This window comes from Hydrogenibacillus schlegelii, from assembly GCF_001653195.1.
Taxonomy (GTDB): Bacteria; Bacillota; Bacilli; order Thermicanales; family DSM-22653; genus Hydrogenibacillus; species Hydrogenibacillus schlegelii.
This window is the reverse complement of the sequence record NZ_JXBB01000023.1, coordinates 38959-56911: the sequence shown is the minus strand read 5'-3', so window position 1 is coordinate 56911 and position 17953 is coordinate 38959. Positions and strand designations below refer to the sequence as shown.

Annotated in this window: 17 protein-coding genes, 3 tRNA genes and 1 pseudogene; 18 read left to right on the top strand and 3 right to left on the bottom strand. The window is 67.3% G+C overall.

What is annotated here, in order from left to right; all coding sequences use genetic code 11:
- Window positions 1-166: 166 nt before the first annotated feature.
- Complete coding sequence (locus SA87_RS14020) at window positions 167-568, bottom strand: copper amine oxidase N-terminal domain-containing protein (protein WP_245637678.1); 402 nt, start codon at window positions 566-568, stop codon at window positions 167-169.
- Window positions 551-1429: pseudogene (locus SA87_RS07200) on the bottom strand (phosphate ABC transporter substrate-binding protein); the annotation flags it as partial. The pseudogene SA87_RS07200 and the gene SA87_RS14020, both read right to left, overlap by 18 nt.
- A 230-nt stretch (window positions 1430-1659) precedes the next feature.
- Between SA87_RS07200 and SA87_RS07195 the strand changes: the two are divergent.
- The 15 genes from SA87_RS07195 (at window position 1660) to rsmI (ending at window position 13289) form a co-directional block, all read left to right on the top strand.
- A tRNA-Lys gene (locus tag SA87_RS07195) sits at window positions 1660-1735 on the top strand.
- A 164-nt stretch (window positions 1736-1899) separates the two neighbouring features.
- Window positions 1900-1974 (top strand) — tRNA-Gly (locus SA87_RS07190).
- Between the two features lie 336 nt (window positions 1975-2310).
- On the top strand, window positions 2311-2799 hold the full coding sequence (gene tadA, locus SA87_RS07185) for a tRNA adenosine(34) deaminase TadA (RefSeq protein ID WP_273000221.1): 489 nt from the start codon (window positions 2311-2313) through the stop codon (window positions 2797-2799).
- A gap of 375 nt (window positions 2800-3174) precedes the next feature.
- Window positions 3175-3265, top strand: a tRNA-Ser gene (locus SA87_RS07180).
- Between the two features lie 170 nt (window positions 3266-3435).
- Window positions 3436-4839: an ATP-binding protein gene (locus tag SA87_RS07175; protein WP_066201333.1), complete on the top strand. Its 1404-nt coding sequence runs from the start codon at window positions 3436-3438 to the stop codon at window positions 4837-4839.
- A gap of 68 nt (window positions 4840-4907) precedes the next feature.
- The gene (gene dnaX / locus SA87_RS07170) at window positions 4908-6632 is read left to right on the top strand and encodes a DNA polymerase III subunit gamma/tau (protein ID WP_082910498.1); all 1725 of its coding nucleotides are present in this window, start codon (window positions 4908-4910) and stop codon (window positions 6630-6632) included.
- 50 nt (window positions 6633-6682) lie between these two features.
- Window positions 6683-6991 carry a YbaB/EbfC family nucleoid-associated protein gene (locus tag SA87_RS07165; protein WP_066201328.1) on the top strand — a complete coding sequence of 103 codons (309 nt, stop codon included), beginning with the start codon at window positions 6683-6685 and terminating at the stop codon, window positions 6989-6991.
- A 13-nt stretch (window positions 6992-7004) separates the two neighbouring features.
- Window positions 7005-7601, top strand: coding sequence for a recombination mediator RecR (recR, locus tag SA87_RS07160; RefSeq protein ID WP_066201321.1), 597 nt, complete (start codon window positions 7005-7007; stop codon window positions 7599-7601).
- Window positions 7594-9066 carry an aminotransferase class I/II-fold pyridoxal phosphate-dependent enzyme gene (locus SA87_RS07155; RefSeq protein WP_066201319.1) on the top strand — a complete coding sequence of 491 codons (1473 nt, stop codon included), beginning with the start codon at window positions 7594-7596 and terminating at the stop codon, window positions 9064-9066. The genes recR and SA87_RS07155 overlap by 8 nt, the downstream gene beginning before the upstream one ends.
- Before the next feature lie 72 nt (window positions 9067-9138).
- Entirely contained in the window at window positions 9139-9468 is a 330-nt protein-coding gene (locus SA87_RS07150) for a cyclic-di-AMP receptor (RefSeq protein ID WP_066201314.1), read from the top strand.
- Window positions 9443-10369, top strand: a complete 927-nt coding sequence (locus SA87_RS07145; RefSeq protein ID WP_066201310.1) for a DNA polymerase III subunit — start codon at window positions 9443-9445, stop codon at window positions 10367-10369. Before SA87_RS07150 ends, SA87_RS07145 begins: the two co-directional genes overlap by 26 nt.
- Window position 10370: 1 nt before the next feature.
- Complete coding sequence (locus tag SA87_RS07140) at window positions 10371-11186, top strand: PSP1 domain-containing protein (protein ID WP_066201308.1); 816 nt, start codon at window positions 10371-10373, stop codon at window positions 11184-11186.
- Window positions 11187-11220: 34 nt separating this feature from the next.
- Complete coding sequence (locus SA87_RS07135) at window positions 11221-11625, top strand: initiation-control protein YabA (RefSeq protein ID WP_066201303.1); 405 nt, start codon at window positions 11221-11223, stop codon at window positions 11623-11625.
- Complete coding sequence (locus SA87_RS07130) at window positions 11582-12358, top strand: tRNA1(Val) (adenine(37)-N6)-methyltransferase (RefSeq protein WP_066201300.1); 777 nt, start codon at window positions 11582-11584, stop codon at window positions 12356-12358. Before SA87_RS07135 ends, SA87_RS07130 begins: the two co-directional genes overlap by 44 nt.
- Window positions 12351-13289, top strand: coding sequence for a 16S rRNA (cytidine(1402)-2'-O)-methyltransferase (gene rsmI / locus SA87_RS07125; protein ID WP_066201297.1), 939 nt, complete (start codon window positions 12351-12353; stop codon window positions 13287-13289). The genes SA87_RS07130 and rsmI overlap by 8 nt, the downstream gene beginning before the upstream one ends.
- 208 nt (window positions 13290-13497) lie before the next feature.
- Here rsmI and SA87_RS07120 read toward each other — a convergent pair whose 3' ends face one another.
- Window positions 13498-13779, bottom strand: a complete 282-nt coding sequence (locus tag SA87_RS07120; RefSeq protein ID WP_066201294.1) for an AbrB/MazE/SpoVT family DNA-binding domain-containing protein — start codon at window positions 13777-13779, stop codon at window positions 13498-13500.
- A 147-nt stretch (window positions 13780-13926) separates the two neighbouring features.
- Between SA87_RS07120 and metG the strand changes: the two genes are divergently transcribed.
- The 3 genes from metG to SA87_RS07105 are packed head-to-tail and all read left to right on the top strand — an operon-like array spanning window position 13927 to window position 17927.
- Window positions 13927-16011, top strand: coding sequence for a methionine--tRNA ligase (metG, locus tag SA87_RS07115; protein ID WP_066201293.1), 2085 nt, complete (start codon window positions 13927-13929; stop codon window positions 16009-16011).
- The gene (locus SA87_RS07110; protein ID WP_066201291.1) at window positions 16008-16817 is read left to right on the top strand and encodes a TatD family hydrolase; all 810 of its coding nucleotides are present in this window, start codon (window positions 16008-16010) and stop codon (window positions 16815-16817) included. Before metG ends, SA87_RS07110 begins: the two co-directional genes overlap by 4 nt.
- A gap of 9 nt (window positions 16818-16826) precedes the next feature.
- The gene (locus tag SA87_RS07105) at window positions 16827-17927 is read left to right on the top strand and encodes a resuscitation-promoting factor (protein WP_066201288.1); all 1101 of its coding nucleotides are present in this window, start codon (window positions 16827-16829) and stop codon (window positions 17925-17927) included.
- The last annotated feature ends 26 nt before the right edge of the window (window positions 17928-17953 follow it).

The following is a 17953-nucleotide window of genomic DNA, read 5'->3' as shown; positions in this document are numbered from 1 at the left end:
TCATCCCGGCGTTCGCCGCTTCCGTCGATCTTTCGCTCAAACCCGGGCTCGGCGGGTTTCCCGGTTATGGATCGGAGATTCGGGTCCGCTCGGGACCGCCGTCAAAACGAAAAAAGGCGGGCTTCCGAGAGCCCGCTTTTTGGATCGCTGCTTTTTTTCGGATCGCTCACCAGAACCGGACCGATTTCGTCTCCGGAACCCACTTGTATTCGACATCGAGCGCTTCGGCGACCTGGGCGATGGGCACCATCGTCCGACCGTTTACGATTTTCGCTGGCGCATCAAGCGGGCGGTTGACCCCGTTGACCGACATCGTCCTGGCGTCGATTTTGATGACCACCTTCTGATTTCCTTTGGTGATCGTCACGGTCTTTGCCTTTGGATCCCAGACGATGTTGTTCTTCGGCACGCCGAGGGCCGTCGCGGCGAAGCTGATGGGCACGAACGTGCGGTTTTGATCGACGAACGGTGCCGTTTCCATCGAGTACCGCTCGCCGCCGACCGTGTACGTCTGGCTGCCCACCTGGAAGACGACGATCTTTTTCACGTTTCCGGCATGGTCGCGCATGACATGCATGTCGGTCGTCGGGATGTAGCCGGATTTGACCACGAGGCCGCTTGGACCTTGGACCTCCGGATCGTTCAGCATGAAATCGAGGAACGCGGCGACGACGCCGGTCGGTTTGCCTTTGGTGTACATGTGCTGGTAGGCCCAGACCTTGTAGCGGTTCGTCACGACGTTTTCCTTAGTTGGAGCGACGCCGTCGATCTTCAGGGCCTTGACGCTTCCGTCGAGGTAAGACAGGGCGAGGTAGCCGATCGCGCCGGGCGTTTCGGCGACGATCTTCCGCACCGTGCCGGAAGAATCCTCTTCGATGCCGGAGGCCTCCTCAGCGCCGTCCAGGGCGTATTTCTTGAACGTCGCCCGGGTGCCGGAGCTTGCCGGCCGGTTGACGAGGACAATCTTCTGGTTCTTGCCGCCGACGTCCTTCCAGTTCGTGATCTTGCCGGTGAAGATGTCGATGAGCTGCTTTTTCGTCAGGTTGTCGACGCCGACGTCCGGGTGCGCGACGGCCGCCATGGCGACGACCGCCACCTGGTGGTCGACGAGATCTTTCGCCTGTTCGGGCTTGAGCTTTTCTTCGGCGTACAGGTCGGAATTGCCGATGTCGACGCTTCCTTGAGCGACCTGGGACAGGCCGGTACCGCTGCCTCCCCCCTGAACGGTGATCTGAACCTTCGGGTGCTTGGCCATAAACCGCTTCGCCGCTTCTTCGACGAGGGGCTGCATGGCGGTCGATCCCGCCAAAGTGATTTTGCCGCTCAATTCGGCGGCGGTACGGACCGTCTCCGCCTTTTCGGCGGCTTTGGCGCCCACGCTTCCGGCGAAAGGAGCGAGAAGCACGGCTCCGGCCAGCAAGAGGCGCATGATCGAGCTGAACGGCATTCGCCTACCCTCCTCTTGACAGGGTTCAATGCCCTATCCGCTGCCATTGTACAAGCCCAGTGTAAAAGGAGATTGAAGATCGGATTAAGAAAATGTAACATTTATGTTAAGTTTTGGTAAAGGCAAAGGCCGTTCCGGATAGTGCGATTTATACATCTTGCGTATTCCGCTCATCGGTGATAAGATGAAATACGTTCAAGCGAATCGATCGTGGGCCATTAGCTCAGTTGGTAGAGCACCTGACTCTTAATCAGGGTGTCGGGGGTTCGAGTCCCTCATGGCCCACCAGTACATATTGCGAAAATCAAGGCCTCCGGGGGATTGCTCTCCGAAGGTGTTCTTTTTTACCGGCCCTTGGGGGCTTGCAATTCGCGTCGATTCGTGCTATGATGCCGATGTCTTTTCCCGGAGAAGGGATGCGCTGAGGGGGCGGCCGAAGCCCGACAGACGATGCGGACGTAGTTCAGGGGTAGAACGCAACCTTGCCAAGGTTGAGGTCGCGGGTTCGAATCCCGTCGTCCGCTCCAGGAACGAAACCGAACGGACCGCCGATCGGGTCGGGGATCGTCCGGGACGTGGGAATCCCGACGGGAAAGGCGGACGATTGGTCGATAGAGTGTATCCCGTTGGCCGCATCGGAAAAAGCGGGAAAGCCATGGGAGCGAAGAAGGGGCAGTCGCAGTTGCCCCTTTTTCTTTTTCGCACATTTCGCTGACCGTTGCGCCGGAGCAAGACCGGGGGGCGCCGAACGGTTCCGCTCGGGCCGCCGTCACGGTGAAGAATGCCGATGGGCGGAGGTGGGCGCGTTGGACCGCGGAGAATCCGGGAAAATCGCTCCTGTCGATCCTAAGGAACAAGAAGACATCGCCGGGTCCGAGGACGAAGACGAAGACGTACGCTGGATGCGGCTCGCCCTGGAAGAGGCGAAAAAGGCATTGGAAAAGGGCGAAGTTCCGGTCGGCGCCGTCGTTGTCAAAGACGGCGTGGTCGTCGGCCGCGGGCACAACGTCCGGGAGACGAAACGGGACCCCCTCGGCCACGCCGAACTGATCGCCATTCGGGAAGCGGCACGGACGCTCGGTGGGTGGCGGCTGGGCGGCACGACCTTATACGTCACATTGGAGCCGTGTCCGATGTGCGCCGGGGCGATCGTGCAAAGCCGCATCGACCGGCTTGTCTTCGGCGCCGCCGACCCGAAGGCCGGAAGCGCCGGAACGCTCCTCAACCTCGTGCGGGATCCCCGTTTCAACCACCGGGCCGAAGTGCGCGGCGGCGTCCTCGAGGCGGAAGCGGCGGCGCTCTTAAAGGCGTTTTTTGCTCGACTTCGGAAAAAACGGGCGGACAACCTATAGGAGCAAACGCCGAGGCGGCACCCGCGAAGAAGAAAAACGGGCACGCTGCTTTCAGGACGCCACCGCACGCGCGTCTCCCTGTCGGCGCACGGAAACGGCCTTCTTCTTCGCTTTGCGAATTCCTCTCGACCCTGCGCTTTTGGACCACGATCCGCTCTGGATGGCCGCCTATCGCCGCTCAGAACCGCCGGCGGTGGCCGGTTGGCCGGTTGGCCGCCGTGGACCTTCTGGCGGCATGACGATCGGAGGACGGTACCGGGCATCGCGGGGCCGGTCGATCTGGATCGGTACCGGGGCGCAGACACTCGTCGCGGCGTTGAAAAAAGTGGGGCCTTGCTCCGGAGAGCATGACGTGTTATGATAAACGGTGCGCGTGGAGGCGTACCCAAGTGGACGAAGGGGGCTGACTCGAAATCAGCTAGGACGGGCAACCGTCGCGGAGGTTCGAATCCTCTCGCCTCCACCATTTTTTGGAGCCTATTATGACTGAATATTTATTAAATATAGTCTTCGTTTTTCGATCTCTTCGCTTAAAACCGCCTCCGGGCAAGGGCCCGTTGAAGGAATATGTCTGAGCGGGTCGAATACATCTTTACTAAGGAAGTGAGAAAGACACCCGGTGAAGGGAGCGCCAAAATGAGCGAACGGGGTGTGTTCAATTCGGCGCTGCAGCGGTTTGTCGACCACCTCCCCTTGCCGGCGGCGGTCATCGATGAAACCGGCCGGCTGCTGGTGAAAAATACGGCTTGGACCGAGGCGGCCGCCGCTTCTTCCGCCGACTTCGTCCGGGAGCCGCCGGCTTCATGGCCGGCTCCGCAGCCACGCGAGGATCAGATGTTTTGGCTCCCGCTGGAGACGGCCGACCGCTTCCGTACATACCTCGCCATCCGCCCGGCGGCCGCCTCCGGCGAGGGCGAAAAAGATGTGCGCCGGCGGGCGCTGGAGGAGGCGTTTGAGCGATATCATGCGGCTTTTCTCGTCCTCGATCGCAAAGGCCGCATCTTATGGATGAACGCGCTGTTCCGCCGCTGGTTTTTCGTCCCGGCGGCGGCCGTCGGGCGGCCGATCGCGGACGTGTTTCGTCACCTTCCGGAGGAACAGACGCCGGCGCCTAAGCGGCTGATCGCCGGGGGAGAAGTTCGGGAAGAGCCGTTTACGTGGATGAGAAACGGAAAACCGCTCCATCTCGTCCGGGACAGCTACGCCCTCGGAGACATCGGCGCCGTCCTCCTCGCGTTCAAAGAGATCGGGCGTTACGCGAACATCGACGACAAGATCTTGCGGGCCGACCGGCTGGCGACGATCGGGCAGATGGCCGCCGGGACCGCCCACGAGATCCGGAACCCGCTGACGTCTCTCAGAGGTTTTTTGCAGCTGCTCGAGACTTCGCTGGCGGAGCACGGATTGGAGAAGGAACGGGAATACGTCCACCTCATGTTGAAGGAAATTCTCCGGATCAACGCCCTGGTCGACCAATTTTTGCTTCTCGGCAAGCCGCAGGCGGTCCGTTACCGAAAGCTTCGCCTGCCAGCGGTGGTGGCGGAGATCGTCCCGGTGCTTGCCGGGGAGGCGATGCTCCACGATATCGTCCTTGAAAATCGCGTCCAGGAGCCGCTTCCGCCGATCATCGGCGATCCCGAACTCATCAAACAGGTGCTCCTCAACATCGTCAAAAACGCCATCGAAGCCGTTGAACGGCAGGGGACGATCACCCTGACGGTCGATGTCGACCCGGAGATGCGGACGGTCCATCTGAACGTGCATGACACCGGACCCGGCATTCCGCCGTACCTTGTCGACCGCATTTTCGACCCTTTTTTTACGACCAAAAAAGACGGAACCGGTCTCGGACTGGCCGTCTGCCAGCGGATCATCCAAGATCTCGGCGGGCAGATCCGCGTCATCAGCAAAGGCTTCGGGACGACGATGCAGATCGTCCTGCCTTACGTCGACGATACGGAAAGCGGTGCGGCGGAGGCGCGCGGCCGGAAGCGGGACACCGAAGATCCGAACGGCCCGGCTCCGGATTCGATTCGATAGGCGCCGGCCGGCTCCCCGGGAGCGCCGATGTGGTACAATCGGGATGATCGCCTGCGGCGCAGGAGGGGATCACGATCGGCTATCAGGCGCTCTACCGGGCCTATCGTCCGAAGCGATTTCAAGAGCTCGTCGGTCAGGAACACGTAACGACGACGCTTCGCCAGGCGGTCAAAAGTGGGCGGGTGGCTCACGCGTATCTGTTTGCCGGCCCTCGGGGGACGGGAAAGACGAGCGCGGCCAAGATCCTCGCCAAGGCGATCAACTGCCTGGCGCCGGAAGACGGAGAACCGTGCGGCCGGTGCACCCACTGCCGCGCGATCGACGCCGGCGAGGCGCTGGACGTCGTCGAACTCGACGCGGCGTCCAACCGCGGCATCGACGAAATGCGGTCGATCCGTGACGCGACGTGGCTGAAGCCGGCCGCCCTTCAGACCAAGGTGTACATCATCGACGAAGCGCACATGCTGACCCACGAGGCGGCCAATGCCCTTTTAAAGACGCTCGAAGAGCCGCCGGAGCACGTCGTCTTCATCCTCGCGACGACCGACCCGGACAAGATGCCGGCGACGATCCGTTCCCGGGCGCAGCGGTTCGACTTTCGCCGCCTTGCGCCGGAGGCGCTCCGGGCCAGGGTCGAGGAGATCGCCGGCCGGGAAGGGATCGCCCTGGAGCCGGAAGCCCTCCGGCTCATCGTCGAGTTCGCCGACGGCGGACTCCGGGACGCCCTGGCGCTCCTCGATCAGGTTCGGGCGTATGCCGGCGACCGCATCGCCGCCGCGGACGTTCGGAACGTGGCGGGGCTCCCGGAGGCGGAGGAGATCGAGGCGATCCTCGCCGCTCTCGAGGAAGGGGACGCCGCCGGGCTCCATCGGGCGCTCGAAGCGGCGTACGGGGCCGGACGGGAGCCGGAGCGGCTCGCCAGGAGCCTCGCCCGGGCGCTTCGAGAGCGGTTTTACCGGCGGCGGAAAGAAGCGGGCGGTCCGGCGAAAGGCGAGGCGGCGCTCGCCCGGCGGCTGAGGGCGCTCATGGAGGTGGAGGCGGCCCTTCGTCTGAGCGTCGATCCTCACCTCAGGCTGGAGGCAGAGCTCATCGGCCTCCTCGCCGAAGGGGGCGCCGAGAAGGCCGGGGAACAGGCTTCCGAGGCGCTCCTTGGGCGGATCGCCGAGCTCGAGGCGCGCCTTCGGGCGCTGGAGGACCGCTTGCGGCGGCCGGAACGGTCGGCCGCCGGCGCGGACGATGCGAAGGCGCCGGCCCCGACCTCAGAGGGAAGCCGGCGACCGACGCCGGCGGCGGTCGCCACGGCGCCCGGCGCATCGCCTTTCCCGTCCGCAGGCGCACCGGCGGACGCCCCCGCCGGCGCGGCGGCCCGGCCGGGGCCGAGCGCGGCGGAGCTTTCGGCCTTCGCTCGGGAGAACGATCCGGCGCGCCTTAAGGTGCTCGAAGAACGGTGGGCCAAGGTGCTTGCCGCGGTCAAGGGCCGGGATATTCGCGCCGAAGCGTGGCTGAAGCGCGGCCGGCCGGCGGCGGTCCGGGGGGAGGTCGCGCTCCTCGTCTTTACCGTCCCTCTTCACCGGCAGATGACCGAACAGAGCGACAACCGGCGGCACGTCGAGGCGGCGCTGGCCGAGGCGACCGGCGGGGAGATCCGGTCGTTTCGAACGGCGATGGCCGACGCGTGGGATCGGGCCCGAGGCGCCGCCGGCGACCCGCCGATCGTCCGGGCGGCCGTGGAGCTCGTCGGGCCCGAGCGGGTCGAGGTTCGCTACGGGGAGGAAGACGAAGCGGAAGCGTAAGCCGGCGCGGCGGAAAAGAGCCGGCCCGCCGGCGACAGGAGGCGAACGGGATGAACATGCAGCAGATGATGAAGCAGCTCAAAAAAATGCAAGAACAGATGGAAAAGGCCCAGGCGGCGCTCAAAGCGAAGACGGTGGAAGGCAGCGCCGGTGGGGGCGCCGTCGTCGTCACGATGAACGGGCACAAAGAGATCCTCGGCGTCAAGATCGACCCGAGCGTCGTCGACCCGGACGACGTCGGCCTGCTGGAAGACCTCGTGCAGGCGGCGGTGGCCGAGGCCCTCCGGGCGGCGGAGGCGCTGGCGCAGGAAGATCTCGGCCGGATCACCGGCGGCCTCCGGATTCCGGGCCTGTTCTGACGGGGGCGTCCCGATGCACTATCCGGAACCGCTGGCCCGACTGATCGAGGCGTTTCAGAAGCTGCCGGGGATCGGGCCGAAGACGGCGACGCGGCTTGCCTTTTACGTGCTCAAACTGCCCGATGAGGACGTTCGGGCGCTCGCCGAGGCCCTTCAGGCGGTCAAAAGGGATCTGAAGACGTGTTCGATCTGCCATAACGTCACCGACCGGGATCCCTGCGCGATCTGCAGCGATCCGACCCGGGATCGGCGGACGATCTGCGTCGTCGAGGAGCCGAAAGACGTCGCGGCGATGGAAAAGATGAAAGGGTACCGGGGCCTTTATCACGTGCTCGGCGGCGTTCTCTCTCCCCTCGACGGCATCGGCCCGGAGGAGCTGAAGATCAAGTCGCTCCTCGAGCGGCTTCAGGATGAGACGGTGGAAGAAGTGATCATCGCCACCAACCCGTCCGTCGAAGGCGAGGCGACGGCGGTCTACCTCGCCCGGCTGATCAAGCCGTCGGGCATTCGGGTGACGCGCATCGCCTCCGGGCTCCCCGTCGGCGGCGATCTCGAGTACGCCGACGAGGTGACGCTGGCGCGGGCGTTGGAGGGGCGACGGGATGTCTGACGGGAGAAAGCCCGAAACCTGCGGCGAGGAATGGGAAGCCGGGCGGGGCGCCGAAGCGCCGATCGTGGAAGCCCTCCAGACCTACGCCGATCGCGTCCGCTTTCACGTTCCGGCCCACGGCGGTCGCCCCTTCGGGCCGGAGGTCGCTGCCCTGCTCGGCCCGGCGCTTCGGTTCGACCAGACGGAAGTCGGGGCGCTCGACGATCTGCACCGGGCGACGGGCGTCATCCGGGAGGCGGAAGCCCTCGCCGCCCGGGCGTTCGGCGCTCGCCGGACGCGGTTTCTCGTCGGCGGGGCGTCCGCCGGCGTGATGGCAGCGGTGCTGGCCGTCCGGGAAAGCCGCCCGAACGGAGTGTGGCTGGCGGGGCGCGACGCGCACCGGTCGTTTTACCACGCTCTCATGCTGGCCGGCGCCGAGGCGATCCTCATCGCGCCGGAGGTGGACGCCTACGGTCGGCCGGACGGATACGATTGGGCGCGATTTTGCGCCTGGGTCGAGCGGATCCCGGTGCAGGGGGTGTTCGTGACGACGCCGACGTACTTCGGTCGGCACCGCCCCCTCGAGGCGCTCGTCCGTTGCCTGCGCCGGCGAGGGATCCCGCTCGTCGTCGATCAGGCCCACGGCGGGCATTTCGGCCTCGATCCGCGCCTCCCGCCGTCGGCGGTCGCCGAAGGGGCCGACCTCGTCGTCCATTCGTCGCACAAATCGCTCGGGGCGCTGACGATGGCGGCGATGCTTCACCTCGTCGGGGACGCCGCTCTCGACGACGCCGTCGACGGAGCGCTGGTGAAGCTCCAGTCGTCCAGCCCCTCCTACCTGCTTCTGGCCTCCCTCGACCTCGTGCAGCAGTCCGTCCGATCGGGGGCGCTTCCGAACCGCCTTCGCCAGGCGATCGACGTCGCCCGACCCCTGATGAGGCGGCTTCAGGCAGTGCGGCCGGACGCGGTCCTCCCGTCAGACGACCCGCTTCGTTTTTCGCTCCTCGCCCCTCCCGGCGAAGGGCCGGCGCTCCTTTCGCACTTTGCGGCGGCGGGGATCGACCTGGAGCTCGCCTTCGGCGACCTCGCCCTGGCGATCGTGCCGCTCGGCGTCCGGCCGGAAGACGGCGACCGGCTCGAGGCGGCGTGGCGGTCGTTTTGGGCGGTGCGGCCGAAGGCGCATCCAGCCCGGGGAGCGGTCGGGCGCCGACCGGCGGTGCCGCTTTTTGTTCCGGCGGCCGAAGAGCGCCGGCGCTTTGCCCTGGGCGCCGGCCGGCGCCGTCGGCAATGCCTCGCCGAAGCCGTCGGCCGGCCGCTCGCCGACGCCCTCGTCCCCTATCCGCCGGGGATTCCGTGGCGGTTTCCCGGTGACCGGCTTTCGGCCGAGGACGCGGCCGCGCTCGCGGCTGCCCTCGCGGCGGGCGCCTCCATCCACGGCGTCTTTCCGGACGGGACGGTGTCGGTGTTTGAGGAAGCGGAAGGGTGAAGGCGGCGGTTGACCGGATAATGTGCGATTTATGGTAGAATGAAGAAAACGGACGTCGGAGGAGAATCGCCGATGAAGATGATCATCGCGGTCGTTCAGGACCAGGACAGCCAAAAGCTCTCCCAGGCCCTCATCCAGGCCAACTTTCGCGCGACCAAGCTCGCCAGCACCGGCGGTTTCCTCCGGGCCGGGAACACGACATTTCTCATCGGCGTCGAGGACGACGACGTCGATCGGGTGCTCGACATCATCCGGGACAGCTGCCAGTCCCGCGAGCAGATGATCGCTCCGGTGGCGCCCCTGGGCGGGGCGGCGACGAATTACGTCCCGTACCCGGTCGAAGTTCAGGTCGGCGGCGCGACGGTGTTCGTCCTCCATGTGGAACGGTTCGTCCACTTTTGATCCGGCGCGGGAGCCCCGGGCGGGACGGCTCATTGAGCGCATCGCGGCGAGTGGGCGGGCCGCCCATGCCTATTTGTTTTACGGGCCGCCGGGGAGCGGGAAGCGGGAGGCGGCCCGCCGCCTCGCCGCTCTGCTCCTCGGCCGCCCCCTCGCCGAGGCGGCGACCGACGTCCGCTGGGTCGAAGCGGACGGGCCTCTGGTCGGCATCGATGACGTGCGGGCGTGGATCGAGTGGGTGCACCGGGCGCCCCTTGCGGGGGCCCGCCGGGTCGTCGTCGTCGAGCAGGCGGAGCGGCTGACCCGAGAGGCGCAAAATGCGCTGCTCAAGGTGCTGGAGGAGCCACCGGCGACCGCCCACTTCGTGCTGCTTACGGCTCGGCCGGGGCGGCTTTTACCGACGGTGCGCTCCCGGCTCTACCCGGTGCCGTTTTCCGCGGCGGACTCCGGCGCCCGCTTGCTTTCGGCGCTGGCCGAAGGCGGTCTTTTCGTTGCCGGCGAAGGCAGGGACGGATCGGCCGGCGCCGGCGAAAAGACGGCGGCCGGGGCGGCGTCTGGCGAGGGATGGGACGACGTGCTACACTTCTTATGTCACCTCCCGGCGACGCCCGGCCGGCGGCTTCAGGCGTACGCCGCCCTCGTCCGCAAGGCCGGCGCCGATCCGGCGGCGGTCCTCGGTCGGCTTCTCGTCGCGTACCGGGACGTCCTGGTGCTCGCGACCGGCGGCGAGGCGTCCCTCGTCCTGGCGTCGGCGCGGCCGTGCCTGGAGCGCCTTGCCGCCCGCCTCGGTCCGGCCGGCGCTGCGCGGGTCGTCGTGCGCCTGATGGAGGCGCTGGCGGCCGTGCGGGAGCACCGATCGCCGGCTTGGGCGGAAGCGCTGGTGACGGAGCTGGAAGGGGTTTGACATGGTCGAGATCATCGGCGTCCGCTTCAAAAAGGCCGGGCGGATCTATTATTTTGACCCCGGGGAGGCGGAAGTGTCCGTCGGCGACGGCGTCATCGTGGAGACGATCCGCGGCATCGAGTACGGTCGCGTCGTCATCGGCCGGCGTCTGGTGCCGGAGGAAGACGTCGTCCTTCCGCTCCGCCCGCTGATCCGGCGGGCCGACGCGGCGGACGAGGCGGTCGTCGCCCAAAACCGCGAGGACGCCAATCGGGCGATCCCCGTCGCCCGGGAACTCATCGCCGCCCACGGGCTGCCGATGCGGCTCATCGATGCGGAATATACGTTTGACCGGGCGAAGCTCATTTTTTATTTCGCCGCGGACGGCCGCGTCGATTTCCGGGCCCTCGTCCGGGATCTTGCGGCGGTCTTCCGCACCCGGATCGAGCTCCGGCAGATCGGCGTGCGGGATCAGGCGAAGCTCATCGGCGGCATCGGCCCGTGCGGGCGGGTGCTTTGCTGCTCGTCGTTTCTCGGTGAATTTGAGCCGGTCACGATCAAGATGGCCAAAGATCAAAACCTGGTCTTGAATCCGACGAAAATCTCGGGACTCTGTGGCCGGCTGATGTGCTGCCTGACCTACGAAAACGATCAGTACGAATCGGCCCGGGAGATGCTCCCGGATCTCGGCGAGGAGATCGAGACGCCGTACGGGTCGGGGCGGGTCGTCGGCCTCAATCTCCTCGACCGGATCGTCCAGATCGCCCTCTCCGGCGGCCAGACGGTGGAGCTCCCGTGGGAGTCATTGGTTGCCTACTGGCAAGAGCGCTGGCAATGACGGGCGGACGGCGAGGCGAGGGGGTGGGCCGGCCGTGGAAAAAAAGGCGCTCTTTCATCGCCTGGAGGCGATGGAGGCCAAACTCGGGGAACTGTACGAAGCTCTCGGAGAACTGAAGCGGGACTTGCAGGCGCTGGTCGAGTCGGAGCTTCGCCTGGCGCTGGAAAACGAACGGCTTCGGCGATCGCTGGCCGGCTCCGACCGGGCGCCTGCCGGGTCGGGGGCCGCAACGGAAGTCGGCGTCGGCGAAGGGGTGGAAAACCTCGCCCGGCTGTATTACGAAGGCTTTCACGTCTGCCATCACGCGTTCGGCACGCTCCGGGCCGGCGGCGACTGCCTCTTCTGCCTCGATCTGCTGCACAAAGCGACCCGAAAGGGCCGGGAGGAGGGCGGCGATGCGGAGTCCAGGCGAACTTCCTCCGTCCGCGGCGCCCCTTAAGCCGGGGGAGCGGCTCGATCGTCTGGGCCTCGGGCATCGGGTGATCATCCAGCGGGACGATGCCTTCCGCTTCGGCATCGACGCGGTCCTGCTCGCCGCCTTTGCCCGGGTCCCGGCCGAGGGGGAGATCGTCGACCTCGGCGCCGGAAATGGGGCGGTGCCGCTCCTTTTGGCCGACCGGACGGGCGCCCGGTTCACGCTGGTCGACATCCAGCCGGAGCTCCTCGACATGGCCCGCCGGAGCGCCGAACTGAACGGCCTTCAGGACCGGTTTCGGTTCGTGCTCTCGGACGTTCGGGAAGCCGCCGACGTCCTCGGCGCCGATCGATTCGACTACGCGACGTCGAATCCGCCCTATTGGCGTCGCGGCGGCGGCACCCCGAGCCCGAACGCGACCCGGCACATCGCCCGCCACGAGACGACGGCGACGATCGACGATTTTGCCCGGGCCGCCGCCCGGCTCCTCAAGCCGCGGGGCCGCGCCGCCTGGGTGTACCGGCCGGAGCGGCTGGCGGACCTGTTTTCCGCCCTGCAAAAGGCCCGGCTTCACCCCGTGCGGCTGCGCTGGGTCCATCCCCGGCCCGAGGCCCGCGCCGTTCTCGTCCTCGTGGAAGCGGTCAAAGGGCCGGCGGCTCCCCTTGCGGTGGAGCCGCCGCTTTTCGTCGCCACCGGCGACGGCTATTCCGAGGCCATGATGGCCATCTACCGGATGAGCGGAGGCGCCGATGGCTGACGTCCACGTGCAAAAAAGTTTTGCGGCGACCGGCGGCGTGCTGTACGTCGTCGGGACGCCGATCGGCCACCTCGACGATTTCACCCGACGGGCCCAGAGCGTCCTGGCCTCGGTCGACCTCATCGCCGCCGAAGATACGCGGGTGACGCGAAAATTGTTGCAGGCATACGGCATTCGGACGCCGCTCGTCAGCTTCCACGCCCACAGCGGCCCCGGCCGCCTTCAGGCGCTCGTTGAGCGGCTCGTCTCCGGCGCCTCGGTGGCTCTGGTCACCGACGCCGGCATGCCGGCCATCTCCGATCCCGGCGAAGTCCTCGTCCGGGCGGCGATCCGCGCCGGCATCCCCGTCGTGCCGATCCCCGGCCCATCGGCGGCGATCGCGGCCCTTTCGGTCTCCGGGCTTCCGGCGACGCCCTTTTTGTTCGTCGGCTTCCTTCCGCGGCGGCCGGCGGAGCGCCGGGAGCGCCTGACCGCATTAAAGCCGCTTCCTTTTACGCTCGTCTTTTACGAGGCGCCGCACCGACTTTCGGCGACGCTCCGGGATCTTGCGGACGTCTTCGGCCCGCGGTCGGCGGTCGTTGCCCGGGAGATGACCAAGCGGCACGAGACGTTCTGGCGGGGCAAGCTTCCGGACCTTTGGGCGCTCGCGGAAAAAGAACCGCCCCGCGGGGAGATCACCCTCGTCGTCGAAGGCGCGGAGGCGGCCGACGGCCGGAGGGCCGCGCCGGCGGGCGGGGCGCCGGCCGGCGAGGAAAGCCCCGGCGCGGAGACGCCCGCCGAGGCGCTCCGGGCGCTTCTGGCCGCCGGTTTCAGCGGCCGCGACGCGGCCCGGGCGGTGGCGGAGCGCTTCGGCCTCTCCCGCCGGACGGCCTACCGCCTCCTTGCCGACCTGGACCGGTCCGGCGCCTTGATCCGGGAAGACGAAGACTAGCGGCACCGGTTCGTCGCCGGGCCGGCTTCCCGGGGCGGGGCAAAGAGGCGGGCCCCCGGCCCCCAAGCGGTCGGCATCGAAAACGGGTCCGGCCGTTCCGGACCCGTCGAACCGTCTGGCGCCCGCCGCGCCATAGCGAATGATCGAAGCCTTTTGGGGCCGTTCTCTTTTCGACGAGGGCCGCCGGGGGCGCCAACAGACGCGGGAATCAGCGCCCGTCGCCCGGTTCCGGAGCGCCGGCCGGACGCACGGCGTCGCCGAGCTCGGCGGCGCACCGCCGGCAGACCTTTTTATCTCTAAATTCGATCAAATCCGATGACGAACGGCAAAAGACGCATCGCGCTTCGAGTTTTCTCAGCACGATCCGATCACCGTCGACGTAGATCTCCAGGGCGTCCCGCTCGCCGATGCCGAGGGTCCGCCGGAGCTCGATCGGGATGACGACGCGGCCGAGTTCGTCGACTTTGCGGACGATGCCGGTCGCTTTCACGGCTCTCCCCCCCGACGGCGCCGCACGTGACGCCAGGCTCCCTCTTTAGCATACCAGCTCCTGCCAGGGAGCGTCAACTTTCTTGACAGAGCCGGGAATCGGCGCTAAGATGGACAAAAATCATCCAGCGCGACTGAGGGACCGGGGATGGGAAAGTTTTACATTACGACGCCGATCTACTACCCGAGCGCGACGCTCCACATCGGGAACGCCTACACGACCGTGGCCGCCGACGCGATCGCCCGCTTCCGGCGGCTCGAAGGGGACGACGTCTTCTTCCTCACCGGCACCGACGAGCACGGCCAGAAGCTCGCCAAGACGGCCGCCCGGCACGGCAAGGCGCCGCTCGAGTACATTGAGCCGATCGTCGTGTGGATCAAGGATCTCTGGGCGCGCCTCGACATTTCGTACGACGACTTCATCCGGACGACGGAGCCGCGGCATAAGGCGGCGGTGCAGAAGATCGTCGAGCGCCTCCTCGCCTCCGGCGACATCTACCTCGGCGAATACGAAGGCTACTACTGCGTCGAGTGCGAGGCCTACTGGACGGAGTTTCAGGCGAAGCGGGACGACGGCTATTTCTGCCCCGACTGCGGCCGGCCCATCAGTCGCGTCAAGGAAAAAAGCTATTTCTTCCGCCTGTCCAAGTACGCCGATCGGCTCGAAGAACACATCGAGCGCCATCCGGAGTTCATCCTGCCGGAGTCCCGGAAGCATGAGATGCTGAACAACTTCATCCGGCCGGGGCTTGAGGATCTTTCCATCTCCCGGACGAACTTCGACTGGGGGATCCCGCTTCCCCACGATCCGGAGCACGTCCTCTACGTCTGGGTCGACGCCCTGTCGAACTACATCACCGCCCTCGGCTACGGATCCGACGACCCGTCGAAGTTCGAGCGCTACTGGCCGGCGGACGTCCACCTCGTCGGCAAAGACATCCTTCGCTTCCACACGATCATCTGGCCGGCCATCCTCATGGCGCTCGGTCTCCCGCTCCCGAAGACGGTCTTCGGCCACGGCTGGCTGCTCATGCCGGACGGGAAGATGTCGAAATCGAAGGGGAACGCGATCGATCCGAAGTTCCTCATCGACCGGTACGGCTCCGACGCCGTCCGCTACTTCCTCCTTCGGGAGGTCCCGTTCGGTCAGGACGGCGTCTTTACGCCGGAGGCGTTCATCCGCCGGACGAACAGCGACCTCGCCAACGACCTCGGCAACCTCGTCCACCGGACGGCGGCGATGATCGAGCGGTACTTCGACGGGCGGCTCCCGGCGCCGGGGGAGGAGGCGCCGGCCGACGAGGCGTTTCGGGCGGAGGCGCTCGGGCTTCGGGCCAAGGTGAAGGCGGCGATGGACCGCTTCCACCTGAACGTTGCCCTCGGAGAAATCTTCGCTTTCGTCCATCGGGCGAACCAGTACATCGACGAGACGGCGCCGTGGGCGCTGGCCAAGGATCCGGCGGCCCGCTCCCGACTCGGCACCGTGCTGTATCAGCTCGCCGAAGGAATCCGCATCCTCGCCGTCCTCCTCGGTCCCTTCATGCCCCGGACGCCGGAGCGCATCTTCGCGATGTTTTCCGTCGGACCGGATGACCCGGCCCGGGACTACGGCCGGCTGGAGACGTGGGGGGTGCTTACGCCGGGCCGGCGGGTGGAAAAAGGGCCACCGCTGTTCCCGCGGCTCGACCTCGCGGCGGAGATCGCGGCGATCGACGCTCACACCGCCGCCGCCCGGGCGCAGGCGGAGGCCAACCTCCGGTCCCGTTCGGCCGGCAGGGCGAACGGGCCGGCCGGCGAGGGGAGCGCTCCGGCCGGCGCCGGTCCGGCAAAAAATACGGCGAACCGCATCCCGTCCGAAGGAGGAGAAAACCGCGTGGCCGAAAGCCCGCCGAAAGCGCCGGAAGGCGTCACGCCGATCGACCTCGAGACGTTCGGCAAGGTCGAGCTTCGGGCGGCGGAAGTCGTCGCGGCAGAGCGGGTGCCGGGCGCCGACCGGCTCCTTCGGCTCATCCTCGACCTCGGCGATGAGCGGCGGCAGGTCGTCTCCGGCATCGCCGAGCATTACGCGCCGGAGGCGCTCGTCGGGAAGAAACTCATTTGCGTCACGAACTTAAAGCCGGCCCGCTTCCGGGGGGTCGACTCGTACGGCATGATCCTCGCGGCGTCGTACGACGGCGCCCTCAGGGTGATCGAGGTGCCGGCCGAGGTGCCGAACGGCACCCGGATCCGATGAGCGCCCCGCTGGTCGACACCCATGCCCACCTCGACGATCCGGCGTTTGATGCCGATCGGGCGGAGGTGCTGGCGCGGGCAAAGGCCGCCGGCGTCCGGGCGATCGTCAACGTCGGCTACAATCCGGAGCGCATCCGGACGACGCTCGCGCTCACCGAGGCGGAGCCGATCGTCTACGCCGCCGTTGGGCTTCATCCGACGGAAGCGGAGCGCTTAAGCCCGGACGTTTTGGCGGCGATCCGGGAGGCGGCCCGGCACCCGAAGGTCGTCGCCATCGGCGAGATCGGCCTGGACTATCACCATCAGACGGCGTCCCGGGAGGCGCAGGTCCGGGCGTTTCGGGCGCAGCTCGACCTCGCCCGGGAGCTCGGCCTTCCGGTCATCATCCACAACCGGGACGCCCACGATGACGTGTATGCCCTCCTCCGGGAGGCCGACGCCGGGGCGATCGGGGGCGTGATGCATGCCTTTTCCGGCTCGGAGGCTCACGTCGAGGCCGCCGTCGCCCTCGGTTTTTATCTTTCCCTGGGTGGTCCGGTGACGTTTAAAAATGCCCGGGCGCTTCAGGCGCTCGTGCCCCGCATCCCGCTGGATCGCCTCGTCATCGAAACCGACGCGCCGTATCTGGCGCCCCACCCTTATCGGGGGAGGCGGAACGAAAGCGCCCACGTGCGCCTCGTCGCCGAGGCGGTGGCGCGCCTTGCCGGGCGTTCGGTGGAAGAGATCGCGCACCTTTCGACCGACAACGCGAAACGGCTGTTTCGCCTTCCGTCGCCGGACGCCCCACCGGACCACGGGATGGGTTGAGGTGAAGCGATGGCGTCAAGTCGCCGGCGGCTCGCCGGAGCGCTCGCCTGGACGTTCGTCTGGGGCGCGCTCCTTGCGGCCGCCATCGGATTCGGTTCCAAGACGGTCACCGTCGACGACGGAACCGCGGTCCGGACGCTCAGCGTCCCCGACCGGTCGGTCGGGGCGCTCCTCGTCCGCCTCGGCCTCCGGCTCGAGGACGGCGACCGGGTGTTTCCGCTTCCGGACGCGACCCTTCGGGACGGTGATGCCGTCGTCGTCCGGCGGGCTAAGGCGGTCCGCCTGATCGTCGGCCGCGGCCAGCCCGCCCTCGTCCGGACGACAGCGGAGACCGTCGGCGGCCTCATCGCCGAGCTGGGCTTCGGCCTGCGGCCGGCGCACGTCGTCACGCCGGCGCCGGAGATGCCGCTTCGGGGCGGAGAGACGGTGCGGATCGAGCGGATCGATGCGGCCGTCGTCGCCGAGAGCCGGACGATCAAGGCCGAAACGGTCAAAAAGGCGGATCTCGCCCTGCCGCGGGGGGTGGAAAAGACCGCCTCCCCCGGCCGGGACGGGCGGGCCCTCGACTTTTACCGCGCCGTCTACGTCAACGGCGTCCTCACCGACGTGCGGCCGCTCGTAAGCCGCATCGTCGAAGCGCCGATGCCGAAGATCGTTCGCGTGGGCGCCCGGGTGCCCTCGCCGGAGGTCGCACCGGTCCCGGAGGCCGGCTCCGGGGCCCGCGCCGCCTCGTCGGAACCGGCGGTCCTTGCGATCAACGGGCAGCGCCTCCCCGTGCAAAAGGCCCTGACCGGTGTCGTGCTGACCGCCTACGGCCCGGGCCCGGCCCACACCGGCAAGCGGCCGGGCGATCCCGGTTACGGAATGACGGCCATCGGCGTTCGGGCCAAAGAAGGCCGGACGATCGCCGTCGACCCGACGGTCATCCCCCTCGGAAGCTGGGTGTACATCGAAGGCTACGGCCTTTACCGGGCGGAAGACACGGGCGGCGGCGTCCGCGGTCGGATGATCGACCTCTTTTTCGAGGACGACCGGAAGGCCGACGCGTTCGGCTACCGGCGGGGAAACACCGTCTACGTGATCGGACCCCATCGACCGGAAGGGCTGTGACCCTTCCGGTTTTTTATGGGCTGAGG